The organism is Micromonospora sp. NPDC049257, assembly GCF_040678915.1.
Lineage (GTDB): Bacteria > Actinomycetota > Actinomycetes > Mycobacteriales > Micromonosporaceae > Micromonospora > Micromonospora antibiotica.
The window spans coordinates 100,642-116,157 of sequence record NZ_JBFAQU010000018.1; the positions used below are offsets into that span (position 1 = coordinate 100,642).

17 protein-coding genes and 1 pseudogene are annotated in these 15,516 nt (G+C 71.1%); 11 read left to right on the forward strand and 7 right to left on the reverse strand.

Annotated elements, in window-relative coordinates:
• Positions 1–112 precede the first annotated feature (112 nt).
• A complete protein-coding gene (locus tag AB0K25_RS23530) occupies positions 113–979 on the forward strand; it encodes an AraC family transcriptional regulator (RefSeq protein WP_208568877.1) in 867 nt (288 codons plus the stop codon).
• Here AB0K25_RS23530 and AB0K25_RS23535 read toward each other — a convergent pair.
• Positions 976–2,103: a site-2 protease family protein gene (locus tag AB0K25_RS23535; protein WP_357535571.1), complete on the reverse strand. Its 1,128-nt coding sequence runs from the start codon at positions 2,101–2,103 to the stop codon at positions 976–978. The genes AB0K25_RS23530 and AB0K25_RS23535 overlap by 4 nt on opposite strands.
• A gap of 190 nt (positions 2,104–2,293) precedes the next feature.
• Between AB0K25_RS23535 and AB0K25_RS23540 the strand changes: the two genes are divergently transcribed.
• From AB0K25_RS23540 to AB0K25_RS23570, 7 genes are all read left to right on the forward strand, one after another.
• A complete protein-coding gene (locus AB0K25_RS23540) occupies positions 2,294–4,447 on the forward strand; it encodes a prolyl oligopeptidase family serine peptidase (RefSeq protein ID WP_363822673.1) in 2,154 nt (717 codons plus the stop codon).
• Between the two features lie 202 nt (positions 4,448–4,649).
• A complete protein-coding gene (locus tag AB0K25_RS23545) occupies positions 4,650–4,850 on the forward strand; it encodes a hypothetical protein (RefSeq protein ID WP_208568880.1) in 201 nt (66 codons plus the stop codon).
• A 1-nt stretch (position 4,851) separates the two neighbouring features.
• Positions 4,852–5,391: a DUF6879 family protein gene (locus AB0K25_RS23550; protein ID WP_357535565.1), complete on the forward strand. Its 540-nt coding sequence runs from the start codon at positions 4,852–4,854 to the stop codon at positions 5,389–5,391.
• Positions 5,392–5,484: 93 nt separating this feature from the next.
• Positions 5,485–7,653: a tetratricopeptide repeat protein gene (locus AB0K25_RS23555; RefSeq protein ID WP_357535563.1), complete on the forward strand. Its 2,169-nt coding sequence runs from the start codon at positions 5,485–5,487 to the stop codon at positions 7,651–7,653.
• Complete coding sequence (locus AB0K25_RS23560; RefSeq protein ID WP_357535561.1) at positions 7,646–8,056, forward strand: hypothetical protein; 411 nt, start codon at positions 7,646–7,648, stop codon at positions 8,054–8,056. The genes AB0K25_RS23555 and AB0K25_RS23560 overlap by 8 nt, the downstream gene beginning before the upstream one ends.
• A gap of 43 nt (positions 8,057–8,099) precedes the next feature.
• A complete protein-coding gene (locus AB0K25_RS23565) occupies positions 8,100–8,381 on the forward strand; it encodes a hypothetical protein (RefSeq protein WP_145921196.1) in 282 nt (93 codons plus the stop codon).
• Positions 8,378–8,788: a hypothetical protein gene (locus tag AB0K25_RS23570; RefSeq protein ID WP_219464164.1), complete on the forward strand. Its 411-nt coding sequence runs from the start codon at positions 8,378–8,380 to the stop codon at positions 8,786–8,788. The genes AB0K25_RS23565 and AB0K25_RS23570 overlap by 4 nt, the downstream gene beginning before the upstream one ends.
• Before the next feature lie 187 nt (positions 8,789–8,975).
• On the opposite strand, the pseudogene AB0K25_RS23575 reads toward AB0K25_RS23570, so the two are convergent.
• The 4 genes and pseudogenes from AB0K25_RS23575 to AB0K25_RS23590 all read right to left on the reverse strand — a co-directional run.
• A pseudogene (locus AB0K25_RS23575) lies at positions 8,976–9,123 on the reverse strand (DUF397 domain-containing protein); the annotation flags it as partial.
• Complete coding sequence (locus AB0K25_RS23580; RefSeq protein WP_219464162.1) at positions 9,120–9,851, reverse strand: NPCBM/NEW2 domain-containing protein; 732 nt, start codon at positions 9,849–9,851, stop codon at positions 9,120–9,122. The pseudogene AB0K25_RS23575 and the gene AB0K25_RS23580, both read right to left, overlap by 4 nt.
• A 174-nt stretch (positions 9,852–10,025) precedes the next feature.
• Positions 10,026–10,226, reverse strand: a complete 201-nt coding sequence (locus tag AB0K25_RS23585; RefSeq protein ID WP_363822678.1) for a DUF397 domain-containing protein — start codon at positions 10,224–10,226, stop codon at positions 10,026–10,028.
• On the reverse strand, positions 10,219–11,097 hold the full coding sequence (locus AB0K25_RS23590; protein WP_363822706.1) for a helix-turn-helix transcriptional regulator: 879 nt from the start codon (positions 11,095–11,097) through the stop codon (positions 10,219–10,221). The genes AB0K25_RS23585 and AB0K25_RS23590 overlap by 8 nt, the downstream gene beginning before the upstream one ends.
• A gap of 362 nt (positions 11,098–11,459) precedes the next feature.
• Here AB0K25_RS23590 and AB0K25_RS23595 point away from each other — a divergent pair, with 362 nt between their 5' ends.
• Together AB0K25_RS23595 and AB0K25_RS23600 are read left to right on the forward strand one after the other, a co-directional pair.
• Positions 11,460–11,774 carry a DivIVA domain-containing protein gene (locus AB0K25_RS23595; protein WP_219464159.1) on the forward strand — a complete coding sequence of 105 codons (315 nt, stop codon included), beginning with the start codon at positions 11,460–11,462 and terminating at the stop codon, positions 11,772–11,774.
• Positions 11,771–12,025 carry a hypothetical protein gene (locus tag AB0K25_RS23600; protein ID WP_208568889.1) on the forward strand — a complete coding sequence of 85 codons (255 nt, stop codon included), beginning with the start codon at positions 11,771–11,773 and terminating at the stop codon, positions 12,023–12,025. The genes AB0K25_RS23595 and AB0K25_RS23600 overlap by 4 nt, the downstream gene beginning before the upstream one ends.
• A 69-nt stretch (positions 12,026–12,094) precedes the next feature.
• Here the strand turns inward: AB0K25_RS23600 and AB0K25_RS23605 are convergent, their stop codons facing one another.
• Positions 12,095–12,940, reverse strand: a complete 846-nt coding sequence (locus AB0K25_RS23605) for an alpha/beta fold hydrolase (RefSeq protein WP_219464157.1) — start codon at positions 12,938–12,940, stop codon at positions 12,095–12,097.
• Between the two features lie 203 nt (positions 12,941–13,143).
• Positions 13,144–14,031, reverse strand: a complete 888-nt coding sequence (locus AB0K25_RS23610) for a L,D-transpeptidase (protein WP_219464156.1) — start codon at positions 14,029–14,031, stop codon at positions 13,144–13,146.
• A gap of 351 nt (positions 14,032–14,382) precedes the next feature.
• Here AB0K25_RS23610 and AB0K25_RS23615 point away from each other — a divergent pair.
• The coding region (locus AB0K25_RS23615; RefSeq protein WP_363822682.1) for a ferric reductase-like transmembrane domain-containing protein at positions 14,383–15,516 on the forward strand (1,134 nt) is incomplete at its 3' end.

Consider the following 15,516-nt stretch of genomic DNA (forward strand, 5'->3'; position numbering starts at 1 on the left):
TCGTTCGTCGTCCGGCCGGCTCGCCCGGCACCCGACCGCAGCGGGCAACAGAAGTCGGGCCCACGTCCCCCCGGCTGCCTAGCGTGGATCACGTAAGCGGAAGGAGAATCCCATGCTGGACCGGCTGAACGAGGCCCTGGCACACGTGGAGCGGCACCTCGACGCACCGATCGAGGTGGCGGACCTGGCGCGGATCACGCTCACCTCGGAGTACCACTTCCGGCGGATGTTCTCGGCGCTGGCCGGGATGCCCCTGTCGGAGTACGTCCGCAGGCGGCGGCTCACCGTCGCGGCGGCCGAGGTGCTGGCGGGAGAGCGGACGTTGCTCGACGTCGCAATCCGCCACGGGTACGGCTCGACCGAGGCGTTCACCCGGGCGTTCCGCGCGATGCACGGCATCGGGCCGGGTGAGGCGCGGCGCACGGGGGCCGCGTTGCACTCCCAGCAGCGGTTGTCCTTCCGGCTCGTCGTCGAAGGGAGTGGCAACATGCGGTATCGGGTGGTGGAGAAGCCGGCGTTCCGGCTGGTGGGGCAGCGGGCCCGGGTGCCCCTGGTGCACGAGGGGATGAACCCGGCGATCGTGGCGTTCGTCAAGGGCATCCCGGCGGAGACGACGGCCCGGATCGAGGCCCTGTCCGACCAGGAGCCGGCGGGCATCGTCAACGTCAGCGACCTGCTCGGCGAGGACCGGTCCGAGGGCGTCGAGCTGGACTACTGGTACGGCGCGGTGACCGGCGCGGACGTGCCGGACGACCTGGACGCGCTCGACGTACCGGCGGGGACGTGGGCGGTCTTCGAGAGCTCCGGGGAGTTCCCGGCCGCCGTGCAGTACCTGTGGCGGGACGTGTTCACCCAGTGGTTCCCGTCGAATCCGTACCGGAGCCGGCCGGGGCCGGAGATCTCCAGCGTCCGCATCTCGGCCGGCGGCACCCACGCCGACGCCGAGCTGTGGATCCCGGTGGAGCGCACCGCCGGCTAACGGTGGGGGCGCAGGCTGCTGCGTTGGACGGCGCGGCTGATGTCGCTGGGGGAGACGATGCCGACGAGCTGGTCGCCGGTCACCACCAGGGCACGGCCGTCGGAGCACTCGTTGAGCCGGGGGAGCAGGTCGTTGAGCTGCTCCTCCGGCCGGGCCAGCACCAGGTCGTCGGCCCGGCAGGCGACCTCGGCCAGGGTGGTGGCGGCCCGCCGGTCGGCCGGGATGCCGCGTACCCGGTCCAGGGTGACCAGGCCGACGGGCCGGCCGTTCTCGGTCAGCGGCAGTGCGGTGTGCCGGTAGGCGAACAGGTAGTGGTCGACGAAGTCGGCGACGGTCAGCTCCGCCGAGGCGGTCTGTGGCTGCGGGGTCATCACCTCACCGACCCGGACGCCGGTCAGTGCGCTGCCCAGCCGGGCCTGGCGTTCCTCCATCCCGGCCGCGCCGATCAGGAACCAGCCGATCAGCGCCAACCAGAGCCCGCCCACCCCGTAGCCGGCCAGGAACTGCCAGATGCCCAGGCCGATCAGCAGCACGCCGAGCACCCAGCCGGCGCGGGCGGCCACCACCGACGCCCGGGCCCGGTCACCGGTGGCCTTCCAGACGGCGGCGCGCAGCAGCCGGCCCCCGTCGAGCGGGGCGGCCGGCAGGATGTTGAACACCGCCAGCAGCACGTTGATCCCGGCCAGCCAGGACACCGAGCCGAGCAGCAGCCCCTCCTGCCCGGCCAGCGCCAGCAGCACCGCGATCGCCCCGAAGAAGACCCCGAGAAGCAGGCTGACCAGCGGGCCGACCCCGGAGATGCGTAGCTCCGCGCCCGGGTCGGAGGGCTCGCCGCGCAGCTCGGCGACGCCGCCGAACAGCCACAGCGTGATCCCCTCCACCTGGAGGCCGTTGCGTTTCGCCACCACCGCGTGCGACACCTCGTGGGCCAGGAGGCCGACGAAGAAGACCACCGCCGCCGCGAGCCCGGCCAGCAGGTACGCCCAGCCGGGCCGGTCGGGGTACGCGCGGGGGAACTGGTTGGCCGACAGCAGCCACGCGATCAGCACGAAGATGACCAGGACGCTCCAGTTGACCCCGACGGGTACCCCCGCGATCCGGCCAAGCCGGAAGCTCGCCCTCATGCCCCCCGTCATACCCGGCGACGCCGCGCCCATGCCAGGGCGGAAGGTCCCGGGACGACCGTTTCGTCGGCGGGACCGCTCAGTCCGCCGTGCCGGCCGGGTCACCCAGGGGGCTGGCCGGTGCTGGCGGTGATCATGTCGTGGTCGCACGGTGGATATCGGTCCGGTGCGGGTTGACCGGTCGGGAATAGTGGCAGGGGTGACGCTGATCGATGAGGGTGACGACCCGTACCGCTGGCTGGAGGAGCTGGACGGGGCGGACGCCGCCGGCTGGGTCCGCGAGCGCAACGCGGCGACCGTCGCGGCGCTGACCGATGACGACACGTTCGCCGAAGTGCAGGCGGAGATCCGGCAGGTGCTCGACGCCGACGACCGCATCCCGTACCCCGGCTGGCGTGGCGACGGGTTCTACTACGGCTTCTGGCGGGACGCGGCGCACCCCCGGGGGCTGTGGCGGCGCACCACACTGGCGCAGTACCGGCGGCCCGAGCCGGCCTGGGACGTCCTGCTCGACCTCGACGCGCTGGCCGCCGCCGAGGACGAGAACTGGGTCTGGGGTGGGGTGACGGTGCTCAAACCCGGCCACCGACGCTGCCTGGTCAGCCTGTCCCGGGGCGGCAAGGACGCGGTGGTGGTCCGCGAGTACGACCTGGACACCCGCGCCTTCGTCGCCGACGGGTTCACCCTCGACGAGGCCAAGAGCGACGTCACCTGGATCGACACCGACCGGATCTACGTCGGCACCGACCTCGGCCCCGGCTCGCTGACCACCTCCGGCTACCCGAGGGTGATCCGCCGGTGGCGGCGGGGCACCCCGCTGGCCGAGGCCGAGATCGTGTACGAGGGACAGGTCGACGACGTCTCCGCGTACGCCTCGCACGACCCGACGCCCGGATTCGAGCGTGACTTCGTCGGTCGCAGCCTGGACTTCTACCGGACCCGGAGCTTCCTGCTGACCCCCGACGGCGGGCAGGTTCCGGTCCCGGTGCCCGACGACGCCCGGTGGGACGTGCACCGGCAGTGGCTGCTGGTCCGGCCGCGCTCGCCGTGGGAGGTCGCCGGGGTCACCTACCCCGCCGGGGCGCTGCTGGTGGCCCGGTTCGACGACTTCCTCGCCGGGGACCGCGACCTCACCGTGCTGTTCGAACCCGACGAGCGGACGGCGCTGAGCTACCACGTCTGGACCCGGCACCACCTGATCCTGGCCACCCTGGTCGACGTACGCCGGCGGCTGGAGGTGCTGACCCCCGACGGCCCGCCGGCCCGCGATGTCCCGCCTGGTCCCGACGGCCGGCAGGGTCCCGGCGGGCCGGGGTCGTGCGGCGGTCCGGGGTCCGGCGACGGTCAGGGGGCGGCGGCCGGTGGGGTCCGGTGGCGGCGGGAGCCGCTGGCCGGGGTGTCGGCCGACGACGACACCTGGATCGTGGACACCGACCCCGACGTCGGCGACGACTACCTGATCGCCTCGACCGGCCACCTGCGGCCGGCGACGCTGCGGCTGGGGCGGATCGGCGGCCCGGTCGAGACCCTCAAGCAGGAGCCGGCGTTCTTCGACGCCACCGGCCTGGCCGTGCGCCAGTTCTTCGCCACCTCCGCCGACGGGACCCGGGTGCCCTACTCCGTGGTCGGCGACCCGACGGCGTCCGCCGGGCCCACCCTGCTCACCGGGTACGGCGGGTTCGAGATCTCGCTGACGCCCCACTACGACGGGGTCGTCGGCCGGGCCTGGCTGGCCCGGGGCGGCAGCTACGTGGTGGCGAACATCCGGGGCGGCGGGGAGTACGGCCCGCAGTGGCACCGGGCGGCGCTGCGCGGGAACCGCCCCCGGGCGTACGAGGACTTCGCCGCCGTCGCCGCCGACCTGGTGGCGCGGGGGATCACCACCCCGGAGAAGCTCGGCATCGAGGGCGGCAGCAACGGCGGCCTGTTGATGGGGGCGATGCTGACCCGCTACCCGACGCTGGTCGGCGCGGTGGTGGCGAACGTGCCGTTGCTGGATATGCGCCGCTACCACCTGCTGCTCGCCGGGGCCTCCTGGATGGCCGAGTACGGCGATCCGGACGATCCGGCCGACTGGGCCTTCCTGCGGGACTATTCGCCGTACCACAACGTGCGGCCCGGGGTGACGTACCCGCCGGTCCTGTTCGTCACCTCGACCCGCGACGACCGGGTGCACCCGGGGCACGCCCGGAAGATGGCGGCCCTGCTGCGCGAGCACGGTCACGACGTGGCGTACTACGAGAACGTCGAGGGTGGGCACGGCGCGGCGAGCAACAACGAGCAGCGGGCGTTCCTGTCGGCGTTGACGTGGCGCTTTCTGTGGCAACGGCTGGGTGGCCGGTGACGGCTGTGTTGACGGGGCGATCCCTCACTTTGCGGGAATAGAGACCATCGACATCGGCGGGCACGGGACTTCCGCGATTGAGATGAATTAGTTTCCTCGACATTATTCACGTTTGTCGGCGAGGCGACTCGATGGGTGGGCTCCTATTGAATTGCGGTACCCGGTTGACTACTATCTGTAGTTGTCGACTTCGGGGGGGACCGTGAAGATAAAATTCCTCGCTACTTCCAGCAATTCGGGCTCGTGCCCGAGCCTGTACGAGACCGACGACGGTGACATCGTGGTGCAGGGTTACCGGTTGACCGATCCGGAGGCGCTCGCCCAGCTGCGGGACGTGCTGCCCGACGAGACCTTCGTCGTCGTGCCCCGGGCACTGATGTCCTGGTTCGAGCAGAAAGACTGACATGGGGTCGCTCGTCACCGACCCCGCCACGTTCCAGCGCCTCTTCGAGGACTTCCACCACGCCGCTTTCAAGCTGGAGGTCCGCCGGTCGTACGGCGTGCCGTCCGAGGACGAGCCGTTCCAGGTCTTTCTCGCCGGGGGAGACCCGGGCGTCGGATGGCTGCGGTCGTGGCTCGACCTGATGCGGGCCGAGACGGCGAAGGGCAAGCGGGTGGAGCGGGTGCGGGTCGTCGACGAGCCACCGAGCGACTACCTGCGTTTCGAGATGTCGGTGACGCCCCACAACATCGCGGCGGGCGAGGACATCCGCTACCTCGACCGCCGCCGGGCGACCGAGCTGGCGCTGCCGCAGTACGACTTCTGGTTGTTCGACTCGCAACTGGTCGCGTTCCTGCACTTCACCGACGACGACCAGTTCGTGGGTTTCAGCACCACCGAAGATCCGGCCGAGGTGTTGAAGCACTGCCAGTGCCGCGACCGGGCCTGGACGAGGGCCATCCCCTTCTCGGCGTTGCCGCCCACCGTCGCGGCAGCGGCCTGATCGGCACCACGATGTTGCGCGGTCGACACGGACTGCCGGACGTGAATGCGATCGGCGCTCTCCCGGCCCGTAGATTCCCCATTAGACGGTGTCATGAGTGACGACCGGGGCCGGGTGGACAACGATTTTTCCGGCCGCAGCGGGGCGGTGATCCAGGCCGGGCTCATTCAGGGCAACGTGAACCTGCGTGCGGTCACGGAGACGCCATTGCCGTCGCCCCGGCAGTTGCCACCCGCGACCAAGGGTTTCATCGACCGCGAGGTGCACATTCAGCAACTCGACTCGCTCCTCGACGAGGTTGAGTTGATCACCGACAAGTCGCGGTTGCCCGTCGTCACGATCTCCACGATCTCGGGCAGCGCCGGGGTGGGCAAGACGGCGCTGGCCGTGCACTGGGCGCACCGGGTACGGGAGCGTTTTCCCGACGGTGACCTCTACATCAACCTGCGCGGATATGACGCCGTTCCGCCGCTGACCCCGCACGAGGCCCTCGACGGATTCCTCCGGGCGATGGACGTGCCCGCCGAGAAGGTGCCGCGCGACCTGCACGACCGCACCGCGCTCTACCGGTCGTTGACCACCGGCCGGCGGATGCTGATCCTGCTCGACAACGCCGCCACCGCCGAGCAGGTGCGGCCACTGCTCCCCGCCGCACCGAGTTGCATGGTGATCATCACGAGCCGCAGCCGGCTGTCGGGGCTGACCGTCCGCGACGGCGCCATCCGGGCGGTGTTGGACGTGTTGTCGAGCCACGACGCGACCCGGCTGCTCCGGGTGACTGTCGGTGCCGATCGGGTGGACCGGCAACCCGAGATGGTGGACCGGCTGATCGAACTCTGCTCCCATCTGCCACTCGCCCTGCGCATCGTCGCCGACCGCGCCCGGCTCGACGAGGAACGGCCGCTCGCCGAGTTGGTGGAGGAGTTGACCGCCGAGGAGAGCCGCCTCGACGCGCTGGCCGTCGAGGAGGACGACCTGTCGGCCGTCCGGACGGTCTTCTCCTGGTCCTACCAGGCACTGGCCGCCGAGACGGCCCGGGTGTTCCGGCTGGTCGGCCTGCACCCCGGAGCCGACATCGCGCTCGACGCGGCGGTCCGCCTCACCGGGCTCGCCCCCTCGGTCACGCGTCGCCACCTCGATTCGCTTGTCGGACTGCACCTGCTCACCCGCAGCGGACCGCACCGGTTCCGCCTGCACGATCTGCTGAGGCTGTATGCGATGGAGCGAGCGACCCTCGACGAGAGCCCGGAGGCCGTCCACGCCGCCCGGGAGCGGCTGCTGAGGTGGTATCTGCACCACACCTATGCGGCCTACCGGGCGATCCTTCCGCAGGGCCGGCCCCTGCCCGACGTCGACGTCCCACCCGACGCGACGCTCGACGACGCGCTGCGGTGGTGCGAACACGAACGGCTCAACCTGCTCGACGTCATCCGTGCCGCGCCCGAGTGGGGCCATCACCGGCTCGGCTGGCAGATCGCGCTCGCCAGCATGGCCTTCTTCGAGCGTAGGTCCTACTGGAAGGCGTGGATCGACAGCCACCTGGCGGGTCTGGACTGCGCCCGTCACCTCGGCGACCGTCGTGCCGAAGGATGGCTGCTGCTCAGCCTCGGCGACGCCTGGTGGGACCGGGGCGACCTCGACGAGGCCGGGCGCTGCTACGCCGGTTCGCTGCACGCGGCACGGGAGGTCGGGGACGCGTGGACCACCGGGTACGCCCTGCGCGGATGCGGCCTGGTGGACGAGGACCGGGGAGACTTCCCCGAGGCGACCCGCTACGCCCGGGAGGCGCTGCGGACCTTCCGCCAGTTGGGCGAGGAACGCGGCACCGGACTGGCCCTGATGAGCCTCGGCAACGCGCAACGTGGCGCCGGTCGCTTCGCTGAGGCCCTCGTCTCGTACGACGACGCGATGACGGTGTTCGAGCGGCTGGGCAACCGGTGGAGTCAGGGGCTCGTCGCGCTCCACCGGGGGCAGACGCTGCTGCACACCGGTGAGCCCGCGCCGGCGCTGGCGGCGGTGACCTCGGCCGCCGCGTTGTTCCGCGAACTCGGTGACCGCAGGCACGCCGCCCTGGCCCGCGCGTACGAGGGCGACGCCCACCTCCAGCTCCACCAGCCGCACGCCGCCCGCGAAGCCCTGGCCGACGCGCTGCTGACGCTGCTGGAACTCGACGACCCCCTCGCGGCGGACGTCCGACGACGCCTGGCTGCCCTCGACCACCACGACGCCGTGCCGGAACAGCAGGGGGAACAGGATGGATGACCCGATTCTCACGGCGATCGCCGTGGCACTGTCGACCCGCGCCGTCGAGGGCCTCACCGACGCGGGCAGGGAGGCCCTCGCGTCGCTGATGCATCTCGTTCGCCGTAAGGCGGCCGGCCACCGGGAGCTTCGGGCCTCGCTCGTCGCCGAGCCCACATCCGCCGAGGGCGACGACCGGGCCGTGGAGTTGCGTCGGGCACTGGGCGACGCCGCCGCCCGTGATCCGGACTTCGACCAGGAGCTGCGCCGCCGCTGGGAGACCTTCCAGCCGACGACCGTACGGGCCGACGCGGTGACGAACACGGTGTCGGGTCAGGTCACCGGCCCGGTGGTGCAGGCGCGCGACATCTCCGGCGGGGTGCACGTGGGGATGCCCGCACGTGGTGGTGACGGCGCGTCATGACGTGATGGGCCGATCGTCGGTATGCAGCAGTTATGCTGAGAGTATGACTCGCCGTATCACCATCAGCTTGCCCGACGACGTGGCCGCCTACGTCGAACGCACCCAGGGCAACACGTCCGGTTTCATCGCGGGAGTCCTCCGTCGGAAGATGCGGGCGGACGACCTCCGGGCGCGCTGGGCGCAGCTCGGTTACGTCGTCACCGACGACGACGTGGAATCGACGAGGAGTCGTCTGGCAGCTCTGCCACCGATCAGTGACGAGCAGCATGCCCGGAATCTCGAATGGCTTCGCCAGTTCGACGAGGACGGAAGCGCCGCGGCGTGAACGGCCTGGTCCTCGACACCTCTGCGCTGCTCGCTTACGCCTCGGGAACCAGCGTCGAGCCCGGTGCCATGCTCACCCTCGCCGAGGAGGACCCGGAGCAGCAGCTGTGGGTACCCGCGCTCTGCCTCGGGCAGGCACAGCTCGAACTGGCGGGTACCGCCTCCGCCGCCCTGCTCGACCTGCTGTTCACCGAGGACCGTGACATTCAGGTGGCCGTCTACGATGCCGCGACGAGCCGGCGGGTGGCGCGGCTGGCGGCGCGTACACAGGTGTCGCTGGATGCCGCGCATGCCGTCACCACCGCCGTGCTCTACCGCTGCTATCTGGTCACCCGGGATCCGAAGGCCCTGACGCCGGCGCTGCCCCCGGGAATGGAGATCCTCGACATCAGCGAGACCTGGGACTGACGTTCCCGGGAAAGTGCTCGCTGCGCCGGCCCGACCACGACAGCGAGCGGGTGCCGGCGGTGACGGCGCGTGCCGGCCTGCCCGGCGGGTAGGCCGACACGGTCGAACGGTCAGTCAGGCTTGGCCTGTGCTGGTGCAGCCGGGACGGTCCGGTCTCTTTGAGCGCGGTGCTCGTCAGGAGGCGCATCCACGCCGGGGGTGTGAAGGTGGAGGTGGGGCCGGTTGGGTCCTCGCTGTCGCGCAGCCCGGCGATTCCGGAAGGGTCGTCGGCGACCTCGTCGCAGTCGGTCCCGTTGTTGCTGCGGGGTGGACTTGCGCCAGACGGTACCGGTCAGCGCGGGGAAGCGGTGAGCACCGCCTTGCCGAAGGCGACGTGGGCCACGTTGGCCTGACGGCCCGAGTTGGCATTCCGGCCGGTGCAGCGGATCTTCAACTGGGTGGTACCGGTGATATCGACCTTGACATGGGTGGCGGGCCCCAGCTTGGCCACCTTGTTGCTGTCGAGCTGTCCTCCGCTGTCCCGGTAGAAGGCCACGTCGGCGACCAGCCCGGAGGCACCGGGGGTGTTGTCGTCGATGCCCAGCCAGAAGTCGAGGGTCCGCATCCCTGCGACGGGAAAGACGAAGTAGGTGCTGGTGCCGTTGCAGCTGAGTTCGATGCTCCGGTCGTAGGGTTTGTTGCCCATGGTCACCAGCCCTTTGACATAACCCCCGTTGCGGTCCTCCGCGTCGAGTTCGTCGAGGTAGCGGACCGAGACTTCCTCAGGGCTGTCCTCCGGCGTGGGTGTGGGGTCGACCGTCTCGGTGGGCGTGGGACGCGCCTCATCGCTCGGGCTCTCCGAGATGTCGGAGGTCGGGTCCTCGGAAGCCGGCGGCGTCAGGTACGCGGAAGGACTCGGCCCGGCCGCTGAGGTAGGTGCGGGATGGCTGGCCTGCGAGAATTCGATGCCGAACAGATCACGCCCAAAGCCGAGTGTCGCCACCAAGAGGCTCGCCGCGCCGATGATGACTCCGGCGAGAGCCAACTTCTGATGATCCTTGACCCAGCCGAAGTAGCGTGACACGGTGCACCTTCCGGGCGGCGAATTCGACGTGCCCTCACCTATGCAGGTCGGGGCGGCCGATTGTGTGCCGTTCGGTCTGGCGTGTCGAGGTGGGTGTCGCAAAGCTGACGCCATCCGCGTCGCGCACCGGCACCAGATCGGGGGCAGGGCAGCCCGGTCTGTGCGGTGTCCCTTTCAGTACCGGGGCGGCTGCTGCTTGAGGCTCGCCAGAAAACGCGTCCACGTTCGGGGTGCGAAGGTGAGGACTGGGCCGGTGGGGTCCTTGCTGTCGCGGAGCCCGACGACGTCGGGGAGGTTGTCGGCGACCTCGACGCAGTTGCCGCCGTTGTTGCTGCGGGTGGACTTGCGCCAGACGGCACCGGTCAGGTCAGGCACGGGAGTACTCCTCTGCGACATCCTGGATGAGGCTCTTGGATCGGGATTCGTTGAGGGCGCGGCTTGTCATGTCGGCCCAGATCGTGTTGTAAGCGGCCGTCTCGTGCGGCTTGTCCAGGTAGATGGCTCCGGTAGCGGCTTCCAGGTAACTCACCGGCGGCTCCACCTCCTTGCCGCTGCCGTCCTCAGGGAACTCCAGGATCGAGAAGGCTCCGGCCATCGCTCCGGCGTGTAGTCCGGCAGAAAATGTAAGAACCTGCACGGTTACGTTGGGTAGCTCCGCGGCCTTCAGGATCTGGTGTAGCTGCTCGGACATGATCGTGGCGTTGCCGACCGGGCGGCGCAATACCGCCTCGTTGATTATCACGCTGAGTTGCGGAGCGGAGAAACGGGTGAGGAGTGTCTGCCGTTCCACACGCAGTTGGACCGCGCGCTGCTGCTCGTCTGCCGCTCTGGCGTCGACCGCACCACCGGGCATCTGGAAGACCTGCTCGGCGTAGGCGCGAGTCTGGAAGAGGCCAGGGACCAACTCCGACTCGTACTGGCGGATGTGTGATGCGGCCGATTCCAGTCCGATGTAGAGCTGGAACCAGCGGGGCAGGCCGGAGCCGACGTAGTCGTGCCACCAGTTCTTGTTCTCCCGGGTGGCCGCCGTCATGGCCAGGAGCAACTCGCTGTCTTCGGTGGAGGCACCGTAGAGGTCGAGCATCTGCTGCACGTCGGCCTGCCGGTAGCGGACGTGCTCGGCGCCGTTCTCGATCCGGTGCAGGGTGGCCCGTGCCCGGTCCAACTGCTCGGCGGCCTGCTCCATCGTCAGCCCGGCCGCCCTGCGCAACGACTCGAACTTCCGCCCGATCTGGCGGCGGAGCATCGTCGTCCCGGTCACGGATTGTGACACCATCGTCCTCCCGGCTCGGCTGGCCTGAACACCCTCCCGTCCATTTTCGACGGCCCCGCGTCTCCGCAGTAATGGACACATTACACAGAGTGCGTGTCTATAGCTAGCCGTGCGGTCGCGCAGCGCAATTGAGACGTTGCAATCAGTGGCTTCCGGTGTTTGACTGCTTCGGCGGTCGCTGGGAAGTTCCCGCTGCTCAGCGGCCATCTGATCCCCGTTGTCGGGTGGCTGGTGAGCGCTGCGACGGCGGGTGCACGGGGTGGGTCCGCCGGTGCGCGGCGGGCCGGTGGACCCACCCCCGCCCGGGTCGATCGTCAGGAGAGGCAGGTTCCGTCATGCGTGACTTCTTCCGCCGGATTCCGGAGAGCCGACGACCGCTGCCGGCGTCGGTGGGGCGTCGTCCGGGCGTACCCAATCGGTTGTTGCCGTGGCAGGTGCGGGAGCGGCGGTTCCGGCCGGCGCGGTTCGGGCGGCGCGGGCTCGACCCGCAGGAGGTGCGGGAGTTCCTCGACCAGGTCGCCGGTGAGCTGGCCGCCGCCTACGACGCGCTGCGGCAGAGCCGGCGGGAGGCCGGCCGGGTCAGGATCGCGCTGTGCCAGCTGCAAGCCGAGCGGGCGCACGGCCGCAACGAGCGGGAGTGGGACCGGTGACCGGGCGCTTCGTCATCCACCTGCCGGTGGTCACCGACGATCTGCTCTCCGCGCAGCGGCTGGCCCGGGTGGTGGCGCACTGGACGCACGTCCTGCCGCAGACCGACCCGGGCGGCACCACCGTCTCCGTCGAGGACGACCAGAACGTCCGCCACTGGGTGTTCTGTGACCGGCTGCTCTCCGGTGGTCGGCGCTGCCTGCTCCGCCCCGACCACGACGGCGAGTGCTCCCGGCGGCGCGGGTGGCGGTGAGCGGGCTCCGGTGAGGGGCGGTGCCGCGCGTCCGGGCCGACCGGCCGTGACGCTGCGGTGCCGTCCGGCTCAGCGGCGGGGTGCGCTGCCCGCCGTCGCCGGGGTCCGCGTCATCCGCACCGCCCAGTCCAGGGCGTGGTCGGCGACCGCCTCCCAGCCCGGCTCACCCACCGTGAAGTGGGAGCGGCCCGGGAACTCGTGGTACGCGGTCACCGCCCGCGACTTCTGATAGAGCCCGGCGTTCGCCTTCACCAGCGACGGCGGGGCGACATGGTCCTCGCCACCGGCGATCAGCAGCAGCGGCGGCCGGTCGTCGCGCCCGGTGTCGACGGTCGCGGCGGAGTGCGGGTCGAGGTTGGCGAACGCCCCCTCGAAGAGCACGTGCCCGGCGGCCGGTACGGCGTAACGCCGCCAGGCCCGGTCGGAGTCGTCCGGCTGGAGGGTGTTGCCGAAGGCGTAGCGGAACTCGTCCGGGCTGATCTGCACCCCCCGGTGCCGGTTGACCGGGCTGTGCAGCACCGGGTACGACGCCCGCAGCGTGCTGATCGGCAGCCGGAGCACCCCCTTGACCGGCGCGGACGCGACCGCCACGGTGGCCGCGCCGAGCCCCCGGTCGGCCAGCACCTGGGCGACCAGCCCGCCGAACGAGTGGCCGATCACGATCGGTGGGCTCGGCAGCTCACGGATCACCGCCGCGTAGTGGTCGATCACCTGCCGCAGGGTGGTGCCGGCGATCGTGCCCGGGTCGGCGCGCAGCGCGGTCACCTCCCGGTCGAAGCCCGGCCAGGCCGGGGCGAGCACCCGGAACCCGCGTGCCTCGTACCGCTCGACCCACCCCTCCCAACTACGTGGTGTCATCCACAGCCCGTGCACGAGCACCACCGTGTCGACCCGCGCATTCGACGTGTTCCCCATGCCGTCCTCCCCGACCTCACCCACCCCCAACCCCGGCCGCATACCCACCTCCCACCCCGCAATGCCCCCACCCCATCCGGCGGGCCCGAATACGCCCGGTGATCAAGAGGTTTGCGTCATCCGACGGCCAGATTTTGACGCAAACCTCTTGATCACCGGGGCCGGCGGGGGCGGCGAGGCGGCGGGGGCGGCGGTGCGCTGGCTCAGGAGGTGGGGAGGGTGTCGACGACTACCAGTTCGGTGCCGGGGCGGACCTCGTCGAGGAGGGTCTGCTGGGCGGTACGGGTGAGTCGGATGCAGCCGTTGGTGACGTTCTCGCCGAGGGTGTCGTCGTCCTGCCAGGTGTGCAGGCCGATGTGCGCGCCCTTGAGGCCGGTGGGCACCGCGTCCAGGTCGTCGGGGATCGCGCCGAGGGCGAAGACGTCCACCCCGCCGTAGACGGGCTCGGGCGGGGGAGTGGTGCCGAGGATGAAGGTCCGGCCGAGCGGGGTCTCCTGGCCGGGCAGGCCGAGGCTGACCGGCCAGGTGTGCTGCGGGCTGCCGTGCCGGTACCAGGTGAGCTGGTGGGTCCGCCGCTGCACCACGAGCTGGTCACGCAGGGCCACCGGGGTCCAGCCGCCCGCCGGCAGCCACGCCAGTCGGCGGCTCGCCGAGGGCAGCAGGACCGCCGTCCAGCCGGTGCGGCGTTCCACCACCGGCATGGTCAGCTCGACCCCGTTGATGGTGGGGGCGAGCAGGGCGCGGGGTCGTCCGCCCGGGGCGTCGTACGCGGCGATGTTCCGGGTCGGGGTGAGCCCCTCGGTCAACGGCGTGACGTCGAGCGGGCGCGGGTCGGCCGGGAAACCGGCGGGTGCCGGCTCGTAGTCGATCACCGGTAGTCCGGCGGGGGCCGGTGCGGCGGGCGGCACGGTCTCGTCCTCGGCCGGGGCGGTAGTCGCGGCCGGTGGCGGGGCGGCCCGGCGGGTCGGCGCGGGGGCGTCGTAGCGCAGTGCCGCGCCGACCAGCACGGCCAGCACCAGCAGCGCCGGTACGCCGACGACGGCGGCGAGTGGACCCCGCCCCCACCGGTCGATCATTCGGTCAAACAGCACAAACAAAGACTAACGGGTGCATAGCTTCCGGTCGGCGTGAATCGTCCGGACAGGTTCGCCCGACGGGGCGCCACCGGTCAACGGATGGACGGTCGTCGCTGCGCCGGTGCGCCGTCGACGCGGTGCGCCGGGGGCTACACGCGCGCCGGGCCGGGGTGGTTCGACACTCCGCCGAGAATTTTCACCAGCCGCACTGATCCGTACGCCCCGGAGGTCCGTACTGGAGGTGGGAGCAAGGTCGGCCGGTGGTGGCGCCGCCGTTAGACGATCGAGGAGCAGATGGCCCGGGCAAAGCAGAACGAGAAGGCCGCGACCGTCCGGACCTCCACCAGTAGCCGTGGTGTCCGGACCGTGTCGAAATCCGTGCTGGCCCTGATGGTGGCCTCCGCGCTGGGCCTGCTCTGGGCCGGCGTCGAGATGACCGGCAACGGCACGGTGATGTACGCGTACGGGTTCTTCTTCACCGAGTTCTTCGCCGGGGTGGTCGCCCTGGTGGCGCTCAGCCTCACCGTGATGATGGGCCTGCTCGCCACCGACCGGCTGGTCCTGATGATCCGGCACCGGGTGCTGCTCCAGTCGGCGCACCGGGCCACCGGTGTCCTCGGTGTCGCCGGCCTGGTGTTCCACGTCATCACCAAGATCGCGATCGGTCGGGCCGGCCCCACCGACGCCGTGGTCCCGTTCATCGGCGGCAGCGGGCTCTACGTCGGTCTCGGCACGGTGGCCGCGTTCCTCATGGTGAGCGTGTTCTGGACCGGCATCGTCCGGGTCCGCTTCGCCGGTGTCGGCCCCAAGTGGTTCTGGCGCAGCCTGCACTCCCTGGCGTACCTCTCCTGGCCGTTCGCCCTGTTCCACGGCCTCAACGCCGGCCGCGCCGCCAAGTCCTGGGTGGTGCTCAGCTACCTGGCGTGCGTGCTGCTGGTGGTGGTGGCGCTGATGGTGCGGCTGTCGGTCTACCTCGGCAAGCGCACCCGTGAGCAGCAGCAGGCCGCCGCGCTGAACAAGGCGATGACCGCCAAGGCGACCGACGAGGGCAAGGGGCGGACGCTGCTCAGTGGCCTCGGCCGTAAAAAGGAGGAGGAGACCAAGGACAGCCGGACCGGTTGGGCCGAGACCACCCTGACCCCGTCCTGGAACGCGCCGACCGGCACTGCCCGGCGTCGTGACCCCGAGCGGTTCACCGTTCCGGTGGTGCCCGAGCCCGGCACCCTGCGGGAACCCGTCCGGGGCGGCCGACCCGCCCGGGAGACGTCGGCCCCCCGCCGCGAGCGTGACCTGGAACCGGCCGCCCGCCGCCGCACCGTCGAGCGCGACGAACGCGACGAACGGCCCCGCCGCCGCGACGAGGACGTCGCCCCGGTGTCCGGTGGTCGCCGGTCCCGGTACGAGGAGGACGTCGCCCCGGTGTCCGGTGGTCGCCGGTCCCGGTACGAGGAGGACGTCGCCCCGGTGTCCGGTGGTCGCCGGTCCCGGTACGAGGAGGAC